The organism is Novosphingobium olei, assembly GCF_012927405.1.
Lineage (GTDB): Bacteria > Pseudomonadota > Alphaproteobacteria > Sphingomonadales > Sphingomonadaceae > Novosphingobium > Novosphingobium olei.
The window spans coordinates 79334-94722 of record NZ_JABBGM010000006.1; the positions used below are offsets into that span (position 1 = coordinate 79334).

12 protein-coding genes and 2 riboswitches are annotated in these 15389 nt (G+C 65.7%); of the genes, 7 read left to right on the forward strand and 5 right to left on the reverse strand.

Features of this window, described 5'->3' with window-relative positions; genetic code table 11:
* Nucleotides 1-35 precede the first annotated feature (35 nt).
* A riboswitch (glycine riboswitch) is annotated at nt 36-153 on the forward strand.
* Nucleotides 154-267: riboswitch (glycine riboswitch) on the forward strand.
* Nucleotides 268-313: 46 nt separating this feature from the next.
* The 4 genes from gcvT to gcvPB are packed head-to-tail and all read left to right on the forward strand — an operon-like array spanning nt 314 to nt 4761.
* Nucleotides 314-1468, forward strand: coding sequence for a glycine cleavage system aminomethyltransferase GcvT (gene gcvT / locus HHL27_RS14145; protein WP_240959846.1), 1155 nt, complete (start codon nt 314-316; stop codon nt 1466-1468).
* On the forward strand, nt 1468-1839 hold the full coding sequence (gene gcvH, locus HHL27_RS14150; RefSeq protein WP_169494097.1) for a glycine cleavage system protein GcvH: 372 nt from the start codon (nt 1468-1470) through the stop codon (nt 1837-1839). Before gcvT ends, gcvH begins: the two co-directional genes overlap by 1 nt.
* Nucleotides 1840-1843: 4 nt before the next feature.
* The gene (gene gcvPA / locus HHL27_RS14155; RefSeq protein ID WP_169494098.1) at nt 1844-3202 is read left to right on the forward strand and encodes an aminomethyl-transferring glycine dehydrogenase subunit GcvPA; all 1359 of its coding nucleotides are present in this window, start codon (nt 1844-1846) and stop codon (nt 3200-3202) included.
* Nucleotides 3199-4761 carry an aminomethyl-transferring glycine dehydrogenase subunit GcvPB gene (gcvPB, locus tag HHL27_RS14160; protein WP_169494099.1) on the forward strand — a complete coding sequence of 521 codons (1563 nt, stop codon included), beginning with the start codon at nt 3199-3201 and terminating at the stop codon, nt 4759-4761. Before gcvPA ends, gcvPB begins: the two co-directional genes overlap by 4 nt.
* Before the next feature lie 63 nt (nt 4762-4824).
* Here the strand turns inward: gcvPB and HHL27_RS14165 are convergent, their stop codons facing one another.
* Entirely contained in the window at nt 4825-4962 is a 138-nt protein-coding gene (locus HHL27_RS14165) for an Entericidin EcnA/B family protein (RefSeq protein WP_169494100.1), read from the reverse strand.
* A gap of 155 nt (nt 4963-5117) precedes the next feature.
* On the opposite strand from HHL27_RS14165, the gene HHL27_RS14170 reads away from it, so the two are divergent.
* Nucleotides 5118-6677: a fatty acid--CoA ligase gene (locus HHL27_RS14170; protein ID WP_169494101.1), complete on the forward strand. Its 1560-nt coding sequence runs from the start codon at nt 5118-5120 to the stop codon at nt 6675-6677.
* Nucleotides 6678-6720: 43 nt separating this feature from the next.
* On the opposite strand, the gene HHL27_RS14175 is transcribed toward HHL27_RS14170, so the two are convergent.
* Together HHL27_RS14175 and HHL27_RS14180 are read right to left on the reverse strand one after the other, a co-directional pair.
* Nucleotides 6721-7617 carry a DMT family transporter gene (locus tag HHL27_RS14175; protein ID WP_240959818.1) on the reverse strand — a complete coding sequence of 299 codons (897 nt, stop codon included), beginning with the start codon at nt 7615-7617 and terminating at the stop codon, nt 6721-6723.
* Between the two features lie 54 nt (nt 7618-7671).
* Complete coding sequence (locus HHL27_RS14180; RefSeq protein WP_169494102.1) at nt 7672-9222, reverse strand: TadA family conjugal transfer-associated ATPase; 1551 nt, start codon at nt 9220-9222, stop codon at nt 7672-7674.
* A gap of 115 nt (nt 9223-9337) precedes the next feature.
* Here HHL27_RS14180 and HHL27_RS14185 point away from each other — a divergent pair, with 115 nt between their 5' ends.
* Nucleotides 9338-9646, forward strand: coding sequence for an HNH endonuclease (locus HHL27_RS14185; protein ID WP_169494103.1), 309 nt, complete (start codon nt 9338-9340; stop codon nt 9644-9646).
* 2 nt (nt 9647-9648) lie between these two features.
* On the opposite strand, the gene HHL27_RS14190 is transcribed toward HHL27_RS14185, so the two are convergent.
* A complete protein-coding gene (locus HHL27_RS14190) occupies nt 9649-11136 on the reverse strand; it encodes an MFS transporter (protein ID WP_169494104.1) in 1488 nt (495 codons plus the stop codon).
* 147 nt (nt 11137-11283) lie between these two features.
* On the reverse strand, nt 11284-12318 hold the full coding sequence (locus HHL27_RS14195; protein WP_169494105.1) for a LacI family DNA-binding transcriptional regulator: 1035 nt from the start codon (nt 12316-12318) through the stop codon (nt 11284-11286).
* A 253-nt stretch (nt 12319-12571) separates the two neighbouring features.
* Between HHL27_RS14195 and HHL27_RS14200 the strand changes: the two genes are divergently transcribed.
* Nucleotides 12572-15367 carry a TonB-dependent receptor gene (locus HHL27_RS14200; protein WP_169494106.1) on the forward strand — a complete coding sequence of 932 codons (2796 nt, stop codon included), beginning with the start codon at nt 12572-12574 and terminating at the stop codon, nt 15365-15367.
* Nucleotides 15368-15389 lie beyond the last annotated feature (22 nt).

Genomic DNA, 15389 nt, shown 5'->3' on the forward strand with positions numbered 1-15389 from the left:
CTTGGGCGTGCTGCATGCGCGAAAGCACCAAAGTCGCTGATCGCGCGGGAGAGGTCCTGCGATTCGGGCTTCCGGTGACGGAGGCCGGGTTCGCAGGGCGCCGAAGGAGCAACCGCCCCGGAATCTCTCAGGCAAAAGGACCGCGTGGGTCGATAGCGTCGCTCTGGAAAGTGTCCCCGCGTGTCGGGGGCCGCCGAAGGGGTAACCTTGCCGCCATCCGATGGCGCCGGGGGAAAGCTCTCAGGTTTCCGTGACAGAGGGGGCACCGGAAATGGTGCCATCCTTGCGTGCGGAGTCCCTGTTTGTGAGCGACTTGAACGACATTCCTGCGAACGATTTCGAAGATCCGGACGTTCCTTCGGGCCCGCTTGAACTGCCGCTCGACGCCTGGCATCGCGCGCGCGGCGGCCGCATGGTCGAGTTCGCCGGCTATTCGATGCCGGTGCAATACGAAGGCATCATCGCCGAGCACCTCTGGACGCGGGAGAGCGCCGGGCTGTTCGACGTCAGCCACATGGGCCAGCTGTACATTTCGGGGGAGGGCGTGGAAGCCGCGCTTGAAGCCGCGCTGCCGATCGACCTGTCGACGCTGCCGCTGGGCGGCGTGCGCTATTCGCTGCTGCTGGACGAAACCGGTGGCATCCTCGACGACCTGATGGTCACGCGCTGGGGCACGGGGTTCTACCTGGTGGTCAACGGCGCGACCAAGTGGGACGACATCGCGCACTTGCGCGAGATCCTGCCCGATGACGTGACGATCAACCACCTCGACGACAGCGCGCTGCTGGCGCTGCAGGGGCCCAAGGCGGCCGAGGCGCTGGCGCCGCTGGTGGCGGGCGAACAGGCGCTGGGCGACCTGAGCTTCATGCGCGGCGCGGCCTTCAAGCTTGGCGGCGTGGATGCGTGGATCAGCCGCTCCGGCTACACCGGCGAAGACGGCTTCGAAATCTCGATCCCGGCGGAAAGCGCGGCCGCGATCGCCGAGCTGATCGCCGGTCAGGCGCAGGTCAGGCCGATCGGGCTGGGTGCGCGCGACAGCCTGCGGCTGGAAGCGGGGCTGCCGCTCTATGGCCATGACATGACGCCCGAGCATGAGCCGATCGAGGCGGGCCTTGCCTTCGGCATCAACAAGCGCCGCCGCAGCGAAGGCGGCTTTCCGGGGGCTGATCGCGTGATCGCCGCGCTGAACGATGGTCCGGCGCGCCGCCGCGTCGGCCTTTCGATCGAGGGCCGGATGGCCGCGCGCGAGGGCGCCGTCGTGCTTGCCGGCGATGCGCCGGTGGGCGTGGTCACATCGGGCGGGTTTTCGCCGAGCCTCGAGCGGCCGATCGCCATGGCATACGTCGCCAGCGAACACGCCGCGCCGGGTACCCAGCTTTCCATCGACGTGCGCGGGCGCAAGCTTTCCGCCAGCGTCGTTCCCATGCCCTTCGTTCCCCACCGATATTACCGCAAAGGAGCCGCCTGATGTCCCGCTATTTCACCAAGGACCATGAGTGGATCGAGGTTTCGGGCGATGCTGCCACCGTTGGCATCACCGAGTACGCGCAGAGCCAGCTGGGCGACATCACCTTCGTCGAGCTGCCCGAGGCGGGCGCCAGCGTGGGCAAGGGTGACAGCTGCTCGGTGGTGGATTCGGTCAAGGCGGCAAGCGATGTCTATGCGCCGGTTTCGGGCAGCGTGACCGAAGGCAATGCGGCGCTGGAAGACCAGCCCGAGCTGGTCAATTCGGATGCCGAAGGCGCGGGCTGGCTGTGGCGCATGACGCTGTCGGACACCGGCGAACTGGCCGAATTGATGGATGAAGACGCCTACAAGGCCTACATCGCGGAGCTTTGAGCCGATGCGCTATCTTCCCCTCAACGATGCTGACCGCGCGGCGATGCTCGAGAGCGTCGGCGCAGGTTCGATAGAGGACCTGTTCGTCGACGTGCCGGCGGAGGCGCGGCTGGCAGGGCCGGTGCCGGGCCTGCCGATGCACGCCAGCGAAATGGCGGTCGAGCGCCACATGGCGCGGCTTTCGGGTGAGAGCCTGACTGCGGGCGAGGCGCCGTTCTTCCTTGGCGCGGGCGCTTACCGTCACCACGTGCCGGCGAGCGTGGATCATCTGATCCAGCGCGGCGAGTTCCTGACCGCCTACACGCCGTACCAGCCCGAAATCGCGCAGGGCACGCTGCAGGTTCTGTTCGAATTCCAGACGCAGGTGGCGCGCCTGTTCGGTACCGACGTTGCCAACGCATCGCTCTACGACGGGTCGACCGCGTGCTGGGAAGCGATAACGATGGCCGGCCGCGTGACCAAGCGGAAGAAGGCGGTGCTTTCGGGCGGGGTGCACCCGCATTATGTCGAGACGGCGCGCACGATGGCAAAGTTCACCGGCGACACGCTGGTGACGCGGCAGCCCGAGCTGGTCGCGGCGAGCGATGACGATGCGGTGATCGCCGACATCGATGGCGAGACCGCGTGCGTGGTGGTGCAGTATCCAGACGTTCTCGGGCGCATTCCCGATGTCGCCAGGATCGCGCAGGCGGCGCAGGCAAAAGGCGCGCTGCTGATCGTGGTGGTGACCGAGCCGGTCGCGCTGGGCCTGCTCGAAAGCCCCGGTGCGCTGGGTGCCGATATCGTGGTGGGCGAAGGCCAGTCGCTCGGCGTCGGCCTGCAGTTCGGCGGACCGTACCTGGGCCTGTTCGGGTGCCGCGAGAAGTATGTGCGCCAGATGCCGGGCCGCCTCTGCGGCGAAACGCTCGACGCCGATGGCAAGCGCGGCTTCGTGCTGACGCTGTCGACGCGTGAGCAGCACATCCGGCGCGAGAAGGCGACGAGCAACATCTGCACGAATTCCGGCCTTTGCGCGCTGGCCTTCTCGATCCACATGACGCTGCTCGGCGGCAAGGGTCTTGAAAAGATGGCCAAGCTGAGCCGCATCCGTGCGGCGCAGACGGCGCAAGCCTTGGCCAAGGTGCCCGGCGTGAAGATCGTGAACGACAGCTATTTCAATGAGTTCGCAGTCGTTCTTCCCAAGGATGCGCGGACCGTGGTGCGCGCGCTTGCCGACAAGGGCGTGCTTGGCGGCGTGTCGCTGGGCAGGCTTTACCCAGGAGCCGAGGCGCTTTCGGGCGGGTTGCTGGTGACGGCGACCGAATGCACGACGGCGGACGATATCGCGGCGCTTGTCTCCGCACTCGAGGAGGTGCTGGCATGAACGAGATCAACCCCTCGGGCTGGCGCCCGGCGATGCGCGAATCCGGCGTTCCGGCCTCGGCAATCGAGACGTTCACCGGCAACCGCGCGCTGCAGCTGGAAGAAGCGCTGATCTTCGAAATCGGCAATCTGGAGCATTGCGGCGTCGACTTCGATGAGGACGACTTCGACGAGACGCTGCTGGGCGGCCTGCCATCGCGCCGCAGCGCGCCGGTCGATCTGCCCGGGCTGACCGAGCCGGAAGCCGTGCGCCACTACACGCGGTTGTCGCGCCAGAACTATGCGATCGACCTCGGCCTGTTCCCGCTGGGGTCGTGCACGATGAAGCACAATCCGCGCCTTGACGAAAAGGTCGCGCGGATGCCGGGCTTTGCCGATGTGCATCCGCTGCAGCCGCAATCGACGGTGCAGGGCGCGCTCAAGGTGATGAACGAGCTGGCGCAGTGGCTAATCACCCTGACCGGCATGCACGGCGTGGCGATGACGCCCAAGGCCGGCGCGCATGGCGAGCTGTGCGGGCTGCTGTGCATCCGTGCCGCGCTGGAAGCGCGGGGCGATGCGCGCGAGGTGATCCTGGTGCCCGAGAGCGCGCACGGGACCAACCCGGCGACGGCGGCCTTCGCCGGTTACCGCGTCGAGAACATCCCCGCGACCGCTGACGGCCGCGTCGATGTCGCGGCGCTGACCGCAAGGCTGGGCCCGGACGTAGCGGGGGTGATGATCACCAATCCCAACACTTGCGGCCTGTTCGAACGCGATCTCAAGACGATCTCGGACGCGGTGCACGCGGCGGGCGGCTTTGTCTATTGCGACGGCGCCAACTTCAACGCCATCGTCGGGCGCGTGCGTCCGGGCGACCTGGGCGTCGATGCGATGCACATCAACCTGCACAAGACCTTCTCAACGCCGCACGGCGGGGGCGGGCCGGGTTCGGGACCGGTGGTGCTGTCCGAAGCGCTGGCGCCGTACGGGCCGCTGCCGTTCACCGCGCGCCAGGCGGATGGCACGGTTCACCTTGTCGAGGAAGAAACTGCGGCCGAGGAAGGCCACGGGCAGGCGTTCGGGCGCATGTGCGCGTTCCATGGGCAGATGGGCATGTACACCCGCGCGCTCGCCTACATCCTGAGCCATGGCGCCGATGGCCTGCGGCAGGTTTCGGGCGATGCGGTGCTCAATGCCAACTATGTGCTGCGCAGTCTCGACGACGTGCTCGATGCGCCGTTCGGCGCGGCGGGGCCCTGCATGCACGAGGCGCTGTTCAGCGACGATGGCTTTGCCGAAGGCTTTTCGACGCTGGACCTTGCCAAGGGGCTGATCGACGAGGGATTCCACCCGATGACGGTGTACTTCCCGCTGGTGGTCCATGGCGCGATGCTGGTCGAACCGACCGAGACCGAAAGCAAGCGCAGTCTTGACCAGTTCATCGGCGCGATGCGTTCGCTGGCCGAACGGGCGCGGGCAGGGGACGAGGCGCTGAAGTCCGCACCGCACCTTGCGCCGCGACGGCGACTGGATGAAACGCTGGCGGCGCGCAAGCCCAAGCTGGTGTGGAAGACCTGAAACGAGAAAGCCCCCGCGCCGGTTGCGACGCGGGGGCTTTTCCCTTGGGCTGGAACCCGGACGTTACTTGCCGTTGATAGCATCCTCGGTCGACTGGCTCGCCGACTGGAGATCCTTGCCCGCACCCTTGACGGTGTTGCAGGCCGAAGCCGAAAGCACCAGACCGCCCAGCGCGGCGGCAAAAAGCATCTTGCGAACCATCGCGTTTGCTCCTTTAATCGGATAATTAACAGGCGATGGATCGGGGCGCTTGAGGGAGCGGTCCGGTCCGTCGCTGCTTGTTCCGTTGGTTAGACGGGGCAAGAACGATTGCAGCCCGCGCGGGTTCCGATGACGGGTACGGAGAGGATGAGCCGATGCGTGAAACCGCAGATTTCCTGACGTTCGACGAGCATTTCAAGCACTGGGCCGGCGACCGCCCGGATGCCGTGGCGATGGAGCAGGGCGATCGCCTGACCACTTACGCCGAACTGGAGGTCATCTCGCGCCGGATCGCTGCGTTCCTCGAATCGAAGGGCGTGAAGAAGGGCGACCGCATCGCCTGGATCGGCAAGAACGATGACCTGTACTTCCAGCTGCTGCTGAGCGCGGGCCGCATCGGCGTGGTGATGGCGCCGATCGGGTGGCGCCTCGCTCCGCTGGAAATGATCTACATCCTCAACGACACCGGCACGAAGCTGGCGGTGCTGGGCGAGGAGTTTGTTGGGCTTGCCGATCAGCTGAAGGAAAAGTGCCCGGCGCTTGAGCATGTTCTGGGCGAATCCGAAGCGCGCGCCGCGATCATGGCGACACCGCCCGCCGACACCGTCGTCCCGGCAGGGCCGGAAGATGCGTTCCTGCAGCTCTATACCTCGGGCACGACGGGCAATCCCAAGGGTGCGGTGCTCTGCCAGCGTAACATGTTCGGGCTGCGCAAGGCGAGCCTCGAGGCAGGCCTGCCCTGGGCCGAGTGGGACAAGGACGAAGCGATCCTGGTGTGCATGCCGTGCGCCCACATCGGGGGCACCGGCCTGGGCACGATGGCGTTCGGCGCAGGCGTGCGCGGGATCATCCACGCCGAGTTCACCGCCGAAGGCGCGCTGACCGCAATCGGGCAGGGGATCACCCGCTTCTTCATCGTTCCCGCCGCGCTGCAGATGCTGATCCAGCACCCGCTGGCCGCTCAGACCGATTTCAGCAAGCTCAAGTACGTGATGTACGGCGCGGCTCCGATCCCGCTCGAACTGCTGCGGGAAGCCTGCCAGACGATCCCCAACGCGGGATTCATGCAGTGCTATGGCATGACCGAGACGACCGGCACGGTGGTTTCGCTGGTGCCCGACGACCATGACCTGAACGGCAGCCCCAAGATGCGTTCGGCGGGGCGGGCCAATCCCGGCGTCGAAGTGCGCATCGTCGATCCGGATGGCAACGAAGTGCCGCGCGGGACGGTGGGCGAGATCGAAACGCGGTCGGCCAACAACATGCTCGGCTACTGGAACCTGCCCGAAGCGACCGCCAAGACGCTGTCCGAGGACGGCTGGGTGCGCACGGGCGATGCCGCTTACATGGATGAAGAGGGCTACATCTATATCCAGGACCGCATCAAGGACATGATCATCTCGGGCGGCGAGAACGTCTATCCGGCACAAGTGGAAAGCGCGATCTACGGCCACCCGGACGTGGCGGAAGTCGCGGTCATCGGGGTGCCGGATCCGAAGTGGGGCGAAGCCGTCAAGGCGGTCTGCGCGCCAAAGCCCGGCCACACGATCGATCCTGCAAGCATCATCGAATGGACGCGCGAGCGGCTGGCCGGGTTCAAGGTGCCCAAGTCGGTCGACATCATCGACGCACTGCCGCGCAATCCGTCGGGCAAGATCCTGCGACGCAACCTGCGCGAGCCGTATTGGGACGGCATGGATCGCCGCGTGAACTGATCGCCGTGCCCGCCCTGGCGCGCGCCAGCGCCGAGGGCGGGGCTCACGCGTTGAGCAGGGCGGCGCGTTCCTTGGACAGGGCATGTTCGCGCCAGGCGATGATCAGGCCCGCGGCACAGATCAGCGGCGCGCCGGTCCAGGTCGTGGCGGGGGGCAGGTTGCCGAAGAACACCGCGCCCCACAGCGTTGCCCAGCCGAATTGCGAGTAATCCATCACGATCACGCTCGACACGGCGCCGAGGCGCAGTGCGGCGGTCATCAGGATTTGCGCGAAGAGGCCGGTAACGCCAATCCCGGCGAGCATGGCCCATTGCACCGCATCGTGGTGCACGCCGGTGCGCAGCAGGAACAGCGCGAGCACCGGCGCGCTCATCGCCGAGAACCAGAACACCACGGTCAGCGGCTCCTCCGTCCGCCCCAGATCGCGCAGCTGGATCGAGACGAGCGCGACGAAGAAGGCCGCGCCGATGCCGACGGCAAGGCCGAACAGGGGCAGATGGCCGCGGTCAGGCCCGGCAATGACGATCACGCCGGTCAGCCCGAGCGCGACGGCGGTCCAGCGCCATGGGCCGACATGCTCCTTGAGCATCACTGCTGACAGGATCACGGCGAAGATCGGCGCGGTGAAGCCGAGCACGGTGGATTCGGCCAGCGGCAGGATCTGCACCACGCCCAGCGTCATGAACATGCCGGTCGTGCCGATCGCCGCGCGGCGGGCGTGAATCCAGGGGCGCTTGGTCGCCAGGCGACCGAGCTGGCCTTTCCCGGCAAGCCAAATCGCGAGGAGGAGCGCCGGTATCGCCTGGCGCCAGAACATCGTTTCGGGCAGGGATACGCCGCGCTCCCCGGTCATCTTGACGAGAAGCAGCATCACCGAGAGCATCAGCATGGCTGCCAGGCGCAGCGCAAGCGCGAGCATCGGGCGTTGGGCAACGGGCATGGCGGCAGGCCTTAGGCCCCGCGCGACCGTGCGCAAGGCCCTAATGCACCGGTATCAGAGGCAGGCTTCGAGATAGGCCTGGTCGAACCCGAACTGCCGCGCCTTTTCAAGCGTGTACGGGCGCAGGCCCGACGGGCGGAATTCGCCGATGATCTTACCGTCGTCGGTTTCGTCGAGGTATTCGAACTTGAACAGTTCCTGTGTCACGATAACATCGCCTTCCATCCCGATCACCTCGGTGATGTTGGTGGTGCGGCGCGAACCGTCGCGCAGGCGCTTGACCTGCACGATCAGGTCGACCGATTCCGCGATCTGGCGGCTGATGGCTTCCTTGGGGATCTTGATGTCGCCCATCAGGATCATGTTCTCCATACGGCCGAGGCATTCACGTGGGCTGTTGGCGTGGAGCGTACACATCGAACCGTCGTGGCCGGTGTTCATTGCGGCGAGCAGGTCGAAGCACTCCGCGCCACGAATTTCGCCCAGGATGATGCGGTCGGGGCGCATACGCAGCGCGTTCTTCACGAGGTCGCCGATGGTGATCGCGCCTTGGCCTTCAAGGTTCGGCGGGCGGGTTTCGAGCGGCAGCCAGTGCGGCTGCTGCAAGCGAAGTTCGGCGGCGTCTTCGATGGTCAGCACGCGCTCGCCCGGATCGATCATCTTCGAAAGGGCGTTGAGCATCGTGGTCTTGCCCGAACCGGTACCACCCGAGATGACGATGTTCATGCGGCACGCACCGGCGATTTTCAGCGCCGTCGCCATCTTGTCGCTCATCGAACCGAAATCACGCAGCATGTCGATCGTGATCGGCTTTTCGGAGAACTTACGAATGGAGATGGCGGTGCCGCGAAGCGAGAGCGGCGGCACGATCACGTTGACGCGGCTGCCGTCCTTGAGGCGGGCGTCGGCCAGCGGCGTGGTCTGGTCGACGCGGCGGCCGACCTGGTTGACGATGCGCTGCGCGATCTGGAACAGGTGGCTTTCGTCGCGGAAGCGGATCGGCGCGAGCTGGAGCTTACCCTTCTTTTCGATGTAGGTCTGCTCGGGCCCGTTGACCATGATATCCGACACGTCGGGGTCGTTCAGCAGCTCTTCGAGCGGACCGAAGCCGAGCAGTTCGTCGATCAGCACCTTTTCCAGCGCGAACTGTTCGCGCCGGTTCAGGGTGACCTTCAGCTCGGCCAGCACTTCCATGATAATCGGGCGGAATTCTTCCGACAGTTCTTCCTTGGTGAGCGTGGCGGCGGCTTCGGGATCGACGCGTTCGAGCAGGCGCGGCAGCACCTGTTCCTTGATCTTGTGGACCGAGGCTTCGAAGCCTTCGGCCTGGTACTGGTTGTCGACGACCGCGTTGGCCCGATCGGCGAGGCGCGTCATCGCGTCGGCCTTGAGCGCGGCGGCGCTCATCGGCTGGTCGGCGAAATCCATCGGCGGAAGGGGCGGGAACTGATCGCCGCCGCCCAGGGGCACCTGCTGGGGCGCCGGCGTCTGCAGGCTTTGCGGCGACGAGGCCGTTTCACCACCCTTCATCGGGCGTGCGACGCCGAAGGCGGGACGCCCCGCTGCGGAGCCGCCGATGCCAGGCTTGCGACCAAATGCGCTCATCAGAACCGTTTCCCGTACCCTTTGACCGACATGCCAGCCCTTTGGTCAGCAGTCGGTATCGTGACATGGTGAATACGCTGGAAAGGTTCAGGATTCCCTAACCGGGACGGATTCGATGGTGGCGAGCGAGCAAAACGGACGAAGCGCGGCGGGTGGGGCGCAGAGTTGCTGGCTTTGCACGCGACCGCTGGGCCGCAGGGTGGAATGGCACCACCCGGTGCCCAAGTCCCGCGGCGGGAAGATGACCGCACCGGTTCACCCGATTTGCCATCGCACGCTGCATGCAACGTTTACCAATGCCGAACTCGCGCGGTTCGGCGCTGACGCGCTGGCGCTGAGGGGAAGGGTGGAGCTCCAGCCTTTCCTGCGCTGGATCGCCTCCAAGCCCCCCGATTTTCATGCGCCGACGGCGCGGCGGAAGTGAGGTCAGGTCGCTTCGCGAATGCGCAGGGTTGCGAGTGCTGCGGCAAGCATGACCAGTGCGGCGACCAGCATTGTCCAGACCGGCTCGGTCGGGAAGAAGCTGCGGATCACTTCACCCATCACCGTCGCGACCAGCAGCTGCGGCAGCACGATGAAGAAGTTGAACACCCCGATGTAGATGCCGAACTTGCGCGGCGGCAGCACGCTGGTGAGGATGACGTAGGGCATGCCGAGGATCGAGGCCCAGGCAAGTCCCACCAACGCCATCGGTACGAGCAGCAGCGTCTTGTCGCGGATCACCAGCATCAGCGCAAAAGCTACGGCGCCTGCGGTCAGGCAGACCATGTGCGTTTTCACGTTGCCGATGCGTCGGGCCATCACTGGCAGCAGGAACGCGGCAAGCGCGGCAACGCCGTTGTAGAAGGCGAACATCACGCCAACCCAGTCCGCGCCCGCGTTGTATGCGGCGCTGGTGGTGTCGGTCGAATGGAACACATACTGCGTGACCACCGGCGTGGTGTAGATCCACAGCACGAACAGCGCGGTCCATGTGAAGAATTGCGCCAGCGCCAGCTGCTTCATCTGCGCCGGCATCTGGGCCAGGTCGCTCATGATATGGGCGACCGCCCCGGTGGAGCGACGCACGCGGGAAATTACCTGAGCGAGGCCGAACGCGACCATCCCGCCACCCAGCACGAGCAGCTGCTTGTCGAGCCCAGCGGCGATCACCAACGCCAGCAGGGCGACGCCGGCCAGTGCCCAAAGCGCACCGCGAGCCGGATAGACCAACGGTTCGGCGGCATGGTCGGCATCGGCCGCGCGGCCCTCGAAGGCGGCCATCTGGTCAGGGCTGTATTCGCGGGTGGTGAACGCTGTCCACGCCACGGCGAGCACGATTGATGCCGCGCCGAGCAGGAAGCTCGCGCGGACTGACGGCGGGATCACCCCTTCGGGCGCAGTATTGGCGATGCCCATCGCGGTGAAGAGTGCTGGAGCGAGGCTGCCGATGACCGCGCCCGCTCCGATGAAACAGGTCTGGATTGCGAACCCTTGTGCGCGCTGTTCGGGCGGCGTCATGTCACCGACGAATGCGCGAAAAGGTTCCATCGAGACGTTGAGCGAGGCATCGAGCAGCCAGAGGAATGCAGCAGCCAGCAGCAGCGCTCCTGCATAGGGCAGGCCGACGAGCGCAAGCCCGGCCAGCAGCGCGCCCGCCATGAAATAGGGCCGGCGCCGTCCGAACCGGCCCCAGGTCCGGTCCGAGAAGTGGCCGATCAGCGGCTGGACCAAGAGGCCGGTGACCGGGCCCGCGATCCACAGGAACGCAAGGTCGTCAACATTGCTGCCCAGCGACTGGAAAATGCGGCTGACGTTGGCGTTCTGCAGGCCGAACGCGATCTGGATGCCGAAGAAGCCGAAGCTGATGTTCCACAGCCCCGCAAAGCTCTGGCGCGGCTTGGCGGTAGGAACGATGGCGCTGGCGGTGGTCATGGCGTCTCCCGGCCGGACATCGCGCGCAGCAAGCGCGGCGTGCCCGTTTTCTGACGCGGGGATTGCACGATCAGGACCGGGCGGCAATCGCATTGCATACGAATACCATTCCGATGCATGGCGGAAATCCGCGGATTTTAGAAAGGTTTAGCCCCCGCTGCTGGCGCGAACCACAAGGCGGGTAGGCAACACCGCAGGCGGCGGCGGACGGTCCTCGATCTGCGCCAGGACGGTTTCAACCAGCGCTTCGCCGGCGTGGCGCATGTCCTGCATCACGGTGGTGAGCGGGGGGCTGGTGTGGCTGGCTGCGGGCAGATCGTCGAAACCGACCAGCGCGACATCGCCCGGCACCGAAAGGCCCGCTTCGCCCAGCGCGCGCAAGGCGCCGATCGCGATCAGATCGCTCGCCGCAAAGATCGCATCGAACGGTTTTCCGCGCGCGATCAGCTTTTTGGCCGCTTCGTAGCCCAGCTCCTCGGACGAGATGACATCGACGGCCAGTTGCGGGTCCGGCTTGACCCCGGCAGTCTGCATCGCGCGCAAAAGGCCGGCGTAGCGCTGTTCGAATTCGGGATAGTGCGAATCCGCCTGGCCGAGGAAAGCGATGGCGCGGCGCCCGCGCGCGAGCAGATGTTCGCCCACCAGCCGGCCGGCACCGAAGTTGTCGCTGCCGATGGTTGCGCCGATCGTCGCCTGGTCGACCGACCCCCAGCGTACGAAATGCGTACCGCTGCGCATCAGTTGACGCAGGCGCGCTTCGTAAAGCGTGTAGTCGCCGTAGCCGAGCAGGATCAGGCCGTCGGCGCGGTGGCTTTCCTGGTATTTCTTGTGCCAATCGTCATCGAGTTTCTGGAACGAGATCAGCAGATCGAGCCCGCGCGCGGCGCAATGGCGGGTGATCGAGCCAAGCATCGACAGGAAGAACGGATTGATGTTCGATTCATCGGGCGTCGGGTCTTCGAAGAACAGCAGCGCCAAGGTGTTCGATCGTTGCGAGCGCAACGAGGACGCGTTCTTGTCGACGGTGTAGTTGAGCTGGCGCGCGATCGCCTCGATCTTCTGCCGCGTGGCGAGGCTGACCGCCTTGCTGCCGCGCAGGGCACGGCTGACCGTGGGCTGGGAGACGCCCGCAAGGTATGCGATGTCGAAGCTTGTCGGCTTGTTAGACGGACGGCGCCCCATCTGCGTCTCTCCCCTTATGGATCAAAAGATTAGACCTCCGTTTCGGACCTTGCAACGTTGATCGGCAGCAAACCATTGCTCAATGGTATACGTATGCCATGTTCGCGGCGCGAGCCTGCAGGCGTAGTTGGCATTTCGGAGAGGATGCGAACCTGAAACGCTGCGGCACGATGGCCGCATCCCCTTCGCTATGGCGCCATGCGCCGACAGGGTTCAGGCCGGCGGAGTCCGGTTGGGGGAGTAGACCAGCACCATGAATAAGCACGCAATTACTGCAGGTCGCATCGGCGGATCGCTGCTTGCACTTAGCGTCGCGCTCGTCGCCGCGCCGGCTTTCGCGCAGGCCGCACCGCAGGCCGACGCGGCCGCACCGGCCGATGACGGCGCCATCGTCGTCACCGGCATCCGCGCCTCGCTCAACGCGGCGGCCGCGATCAAGCGCACCAGCCCCGCCATCGTCGAAGCGGTGTCCGCCGAAGACATCGGCAAGCTGCCCGACGTGTCGATCGCCGACTCGCTGGCGCGTCTGCCCGGCGTCACTTCGCAGCGCCTCGAAGGTCGCGACCAGCGCCTGTCGATCCGCGGCCTCGGTCCCGATTTCTCGACCACGCTGCTCAACGGGCGCGAACAGGTCACCGTCGGCGACAACCGCGGCGTCGAATACGACCAGTATCCGAGCGAGTTCTTCAAGAACGTCGTCGTCCACAAGGCTGCCGATCCTTCGCTGATCGCTGCTGGCATCGCCGGCACCGTCGACCTTCGCATGCTGCGCCCGCTGGCACAGCAGGACCGCATCGTCGCGCTGCAGCTGCGCGGCCAGATGAACGGCATCAAGAAGCTGAACCCCGATGGCAGCCGCTATGGCTACCGCGCCTCGGCGGCCTATGTCGACAAGTTTGCCGACGACACGTTCGGCATCGCCATCGGCGTTTCGGCGACCGACGCCCCTTCGCAGAACGAGCGCTACAACGCTTGGGGCTTCCCCAACTCGACCGCGACCGGCGGTGCGCTGCTGCTTGGCGGTGCGAAGCCTTACGTGCAGACCAACAAGTTGCAGCGCTATGGCGCGGTGGCGACGCTGGAATACCAGCCGAGCGACAACTTCCACTCGACGCTCGACGTGCTGTACTCGAAGTTCAAGGAAACGCAGCGCCTGCGCGGTATCGAATTCCCGATCGCGCCGGACTGGGGTTCGGGTGCGACCGTGCAGCCGGGCTACACCGTCGACAATGGCCTCGTCACCGACGCCACGATCACGGGCGTCCACGCGGTTCAGCGCAACGATTACAACAAGCGTGATGCCGACAACTTCTCGGTGGGCTGGAACAACGTCATCGGGATCGGTGAAAAGACCCACCTGACCGTGGACGCCAGCTACAGCCACGCCAAGCGCACCGACTTCCTGCTCGAAACCTACACCGGCACCGGCTACGGCGCGACCGGCGCTTCGGACACGCTGCATATTTCGGCGAACAAGAACGGTACGTTCGACATCGTCCCGACGCTGAACTACGCCGATTCCTCGCTGTTCGGCATCACCGATCCGCGTGGCTGGGGCTACAACGGCACCACGGCCGTGGTCCAGGCCGGCTTCCTCAACCGCCCGAGCTTCAAGGACGACCTGTTCGCCCTTCGCGCTAGCCTCGACGGCGAATTCGAAGGCAGCAGCGTGATCAGCGGCTGGGAAGTCGGCGCGAACTACAGCCGTCGCAAGAAGACCTCGGCGTTCAAGTCGTACTTCCTGTGCCCGACGGGCGCCGGCACCGACTGCACCGTCGCCAGCGGCACCACCCAGTTCGCCGCAATCCCGCAGCAGGCGATCGTCGGCTCGGTTCCGCTGGGTTACCTCGGCGTGCCGTCGATGCTCGCGCTCGATCCGCTGTACCTGTACAACAACAGCCTGCAGGGCGTTTACGACAACCGCCCGGTCTCGCTGGTTCGCGACAACTCGGTCACCGAGAAGGTCTGGACCGGCTATGCCATGATCAAGCTTGACGGTGATGTCGGCGGCAAGAAGGTGACCGGCGGCTTCGGCGTCCAGGTCGTCCACACCGACCAGAGCTCGGACGGCTCGATCTCGAACTTCTCGAATGGCGTGGTCACGGTGATCCCGGCTTCGGGCGGCGACAAGTACTGGCGCGTCCTGCCCAGCGCGAACCTGGCGGTGGAAGTGGCCGATGCCAGCTACCTCAAGCTCGCGACCTCGCTCACCATGGTGCGCCCGCGACTCGACCAGGAGCGCGTGAATCAGGAATTCGGGATCGATCCGTCGAAGCTCGGCTCGACCGACCCGGCCAACAGCGTGTTCAGCTCGAACGGCGGCAACTCGCGCCTGCGCCCGTACAAGTCCTTCAACGTCGATGCCTCGCTCGAGCACTACTTCCCGAAGGGCGGCTACGTCTCGCTGGCAGGCTACTACAAGCGTCTGACCGACTACGTCGATCCGAGCGCCAGCTTCGTCTATGACTTCGCTGCTGCTGCTTCGTCGCTTTCGCCGGCACAGCAGGCCGCGCTCGGCACGACGCTGGGTCTGGTCAAGGCGCCGAACAACGGCGGCAAGGGCAACATCAAGGGCTTCGAAGCAACGCTGTCGCTGCCCTTCTCGCTGCTGACCCCGTCGCTGGATGGCTTCGGCTTCTTCGGTTCGGGATCGTACACCAGCAGCAAGATCACGCTTGCCAGCAACCCAGGCAACCCGATCACCCTGCCGGGTCTGTCGGACTGGGTCGCCAACGCTTCGGTCTACTACGAAAAGAACGGTTTCCAGGTCCGCGCCTCGTACCGTTACCGTTCGAAGTTCCTCGCCGAAGTCGCTGGTCTTTCGGCCAACCCGACCTACCGCACGGCAAAGGCGGAAGGCATTCTCGATGCCCAGATCGGGTATGAGTTCCAAGAAGGCTCGCCGCTCGCCGGCCTGTCGATCCTGGTGCAGGCGAAGAACCTGACCGACCGTCCGTTCATCACCTACCAGAACGACGATCCGCGCCAGGTGATCGACTACCAGCGCTATGGACGCGACTACTACATCGGCCTCAGCTACAAGTTCTGAGGATCGGGTCGCACGGCCGGGC

Excerpts from the sequence above, each read along its gene's own strand:
- gcvH (WP_169494097.1), top strand. The coding sequence starts at position 1,468 with ATGTCCCGCTATTTCACCAAGGACCATGAGTGGATCGAGGTTTCGGGC.
- gcvPA (WP_169494098.1), top strand. The coding sequence starts at position 1,844 with ATGCGCTATCTTCCCCTCAACGATGCTGACCGCGCGGCGATGCTCGAG.
- gcvPB (WP_169494099.1), top strand. The coding sequence starts at position 3,199 with ATGAACGAGATCAACCCCTCGGGCTGGCGCCCGGCGATGCGCGAATCC.
- HHL27_RS14165 (WP_169494100.1), bottom strand. The coding sequence starts at position 4,962 with ATGGTTCGCAAGATGCTTTTTGCCGCCGCGCTGGGCGGTCTGGTGCTT.
- HHL27_RS14170 (WP_169494101.1), top strand. The coding sequence starts at position 5,118 with ATGCGTGAAACCGCAGATTTCCTGACGTTCGACGAGCATTTCAAGCAC.
- HHL27_RS14175 (WP_240959818.1), bottom strand. The coding sequence starts at position 7,617 with ATGCCCGTTGCCCAACGCCCGATGCTCGCGCTTGCGCTGCGCCTGGCA.
- HHL27_RS14180 (WP_169494102.1), bottom strand. The coding sequence starts at position 9,222 with ATGAGCGCATTTGGTCGCAAGCCTGGCATCGGCGGCTCCGCAGCGGGG.
- HHL27_RS14185 (WP_169494103.1), top strand. The coding sequence starts at position 9,338 with ATGGTGGCGAGCGAGCAAAACGGACGAAGCGCGGCGGGTGGGGCGCAG.
- HHL27_RS14190 (WP_169494104.1), bottom strand. The coding sequence starts at position 11,136 with ATGACCACCGCCAGCGCCATCGTTCCTACCGCCAAGCCGCGCCAGAGC.
- HHL27_RS14195 (WP_169494105.1), bottom strand. The coding sequence starts at position 12,318 with ATGGGGCGCCGTCCGTCTAACAAGCCGACAAGCTTCGACATCGCATAC.
- HHL27_RS14200 (WP_169494106.1), top strand. The coding sequence starts at position 12,572 with ATGAATAAGCACGCAATTACTGCAGGTCGCATCGGCGGATCGCTGCTT.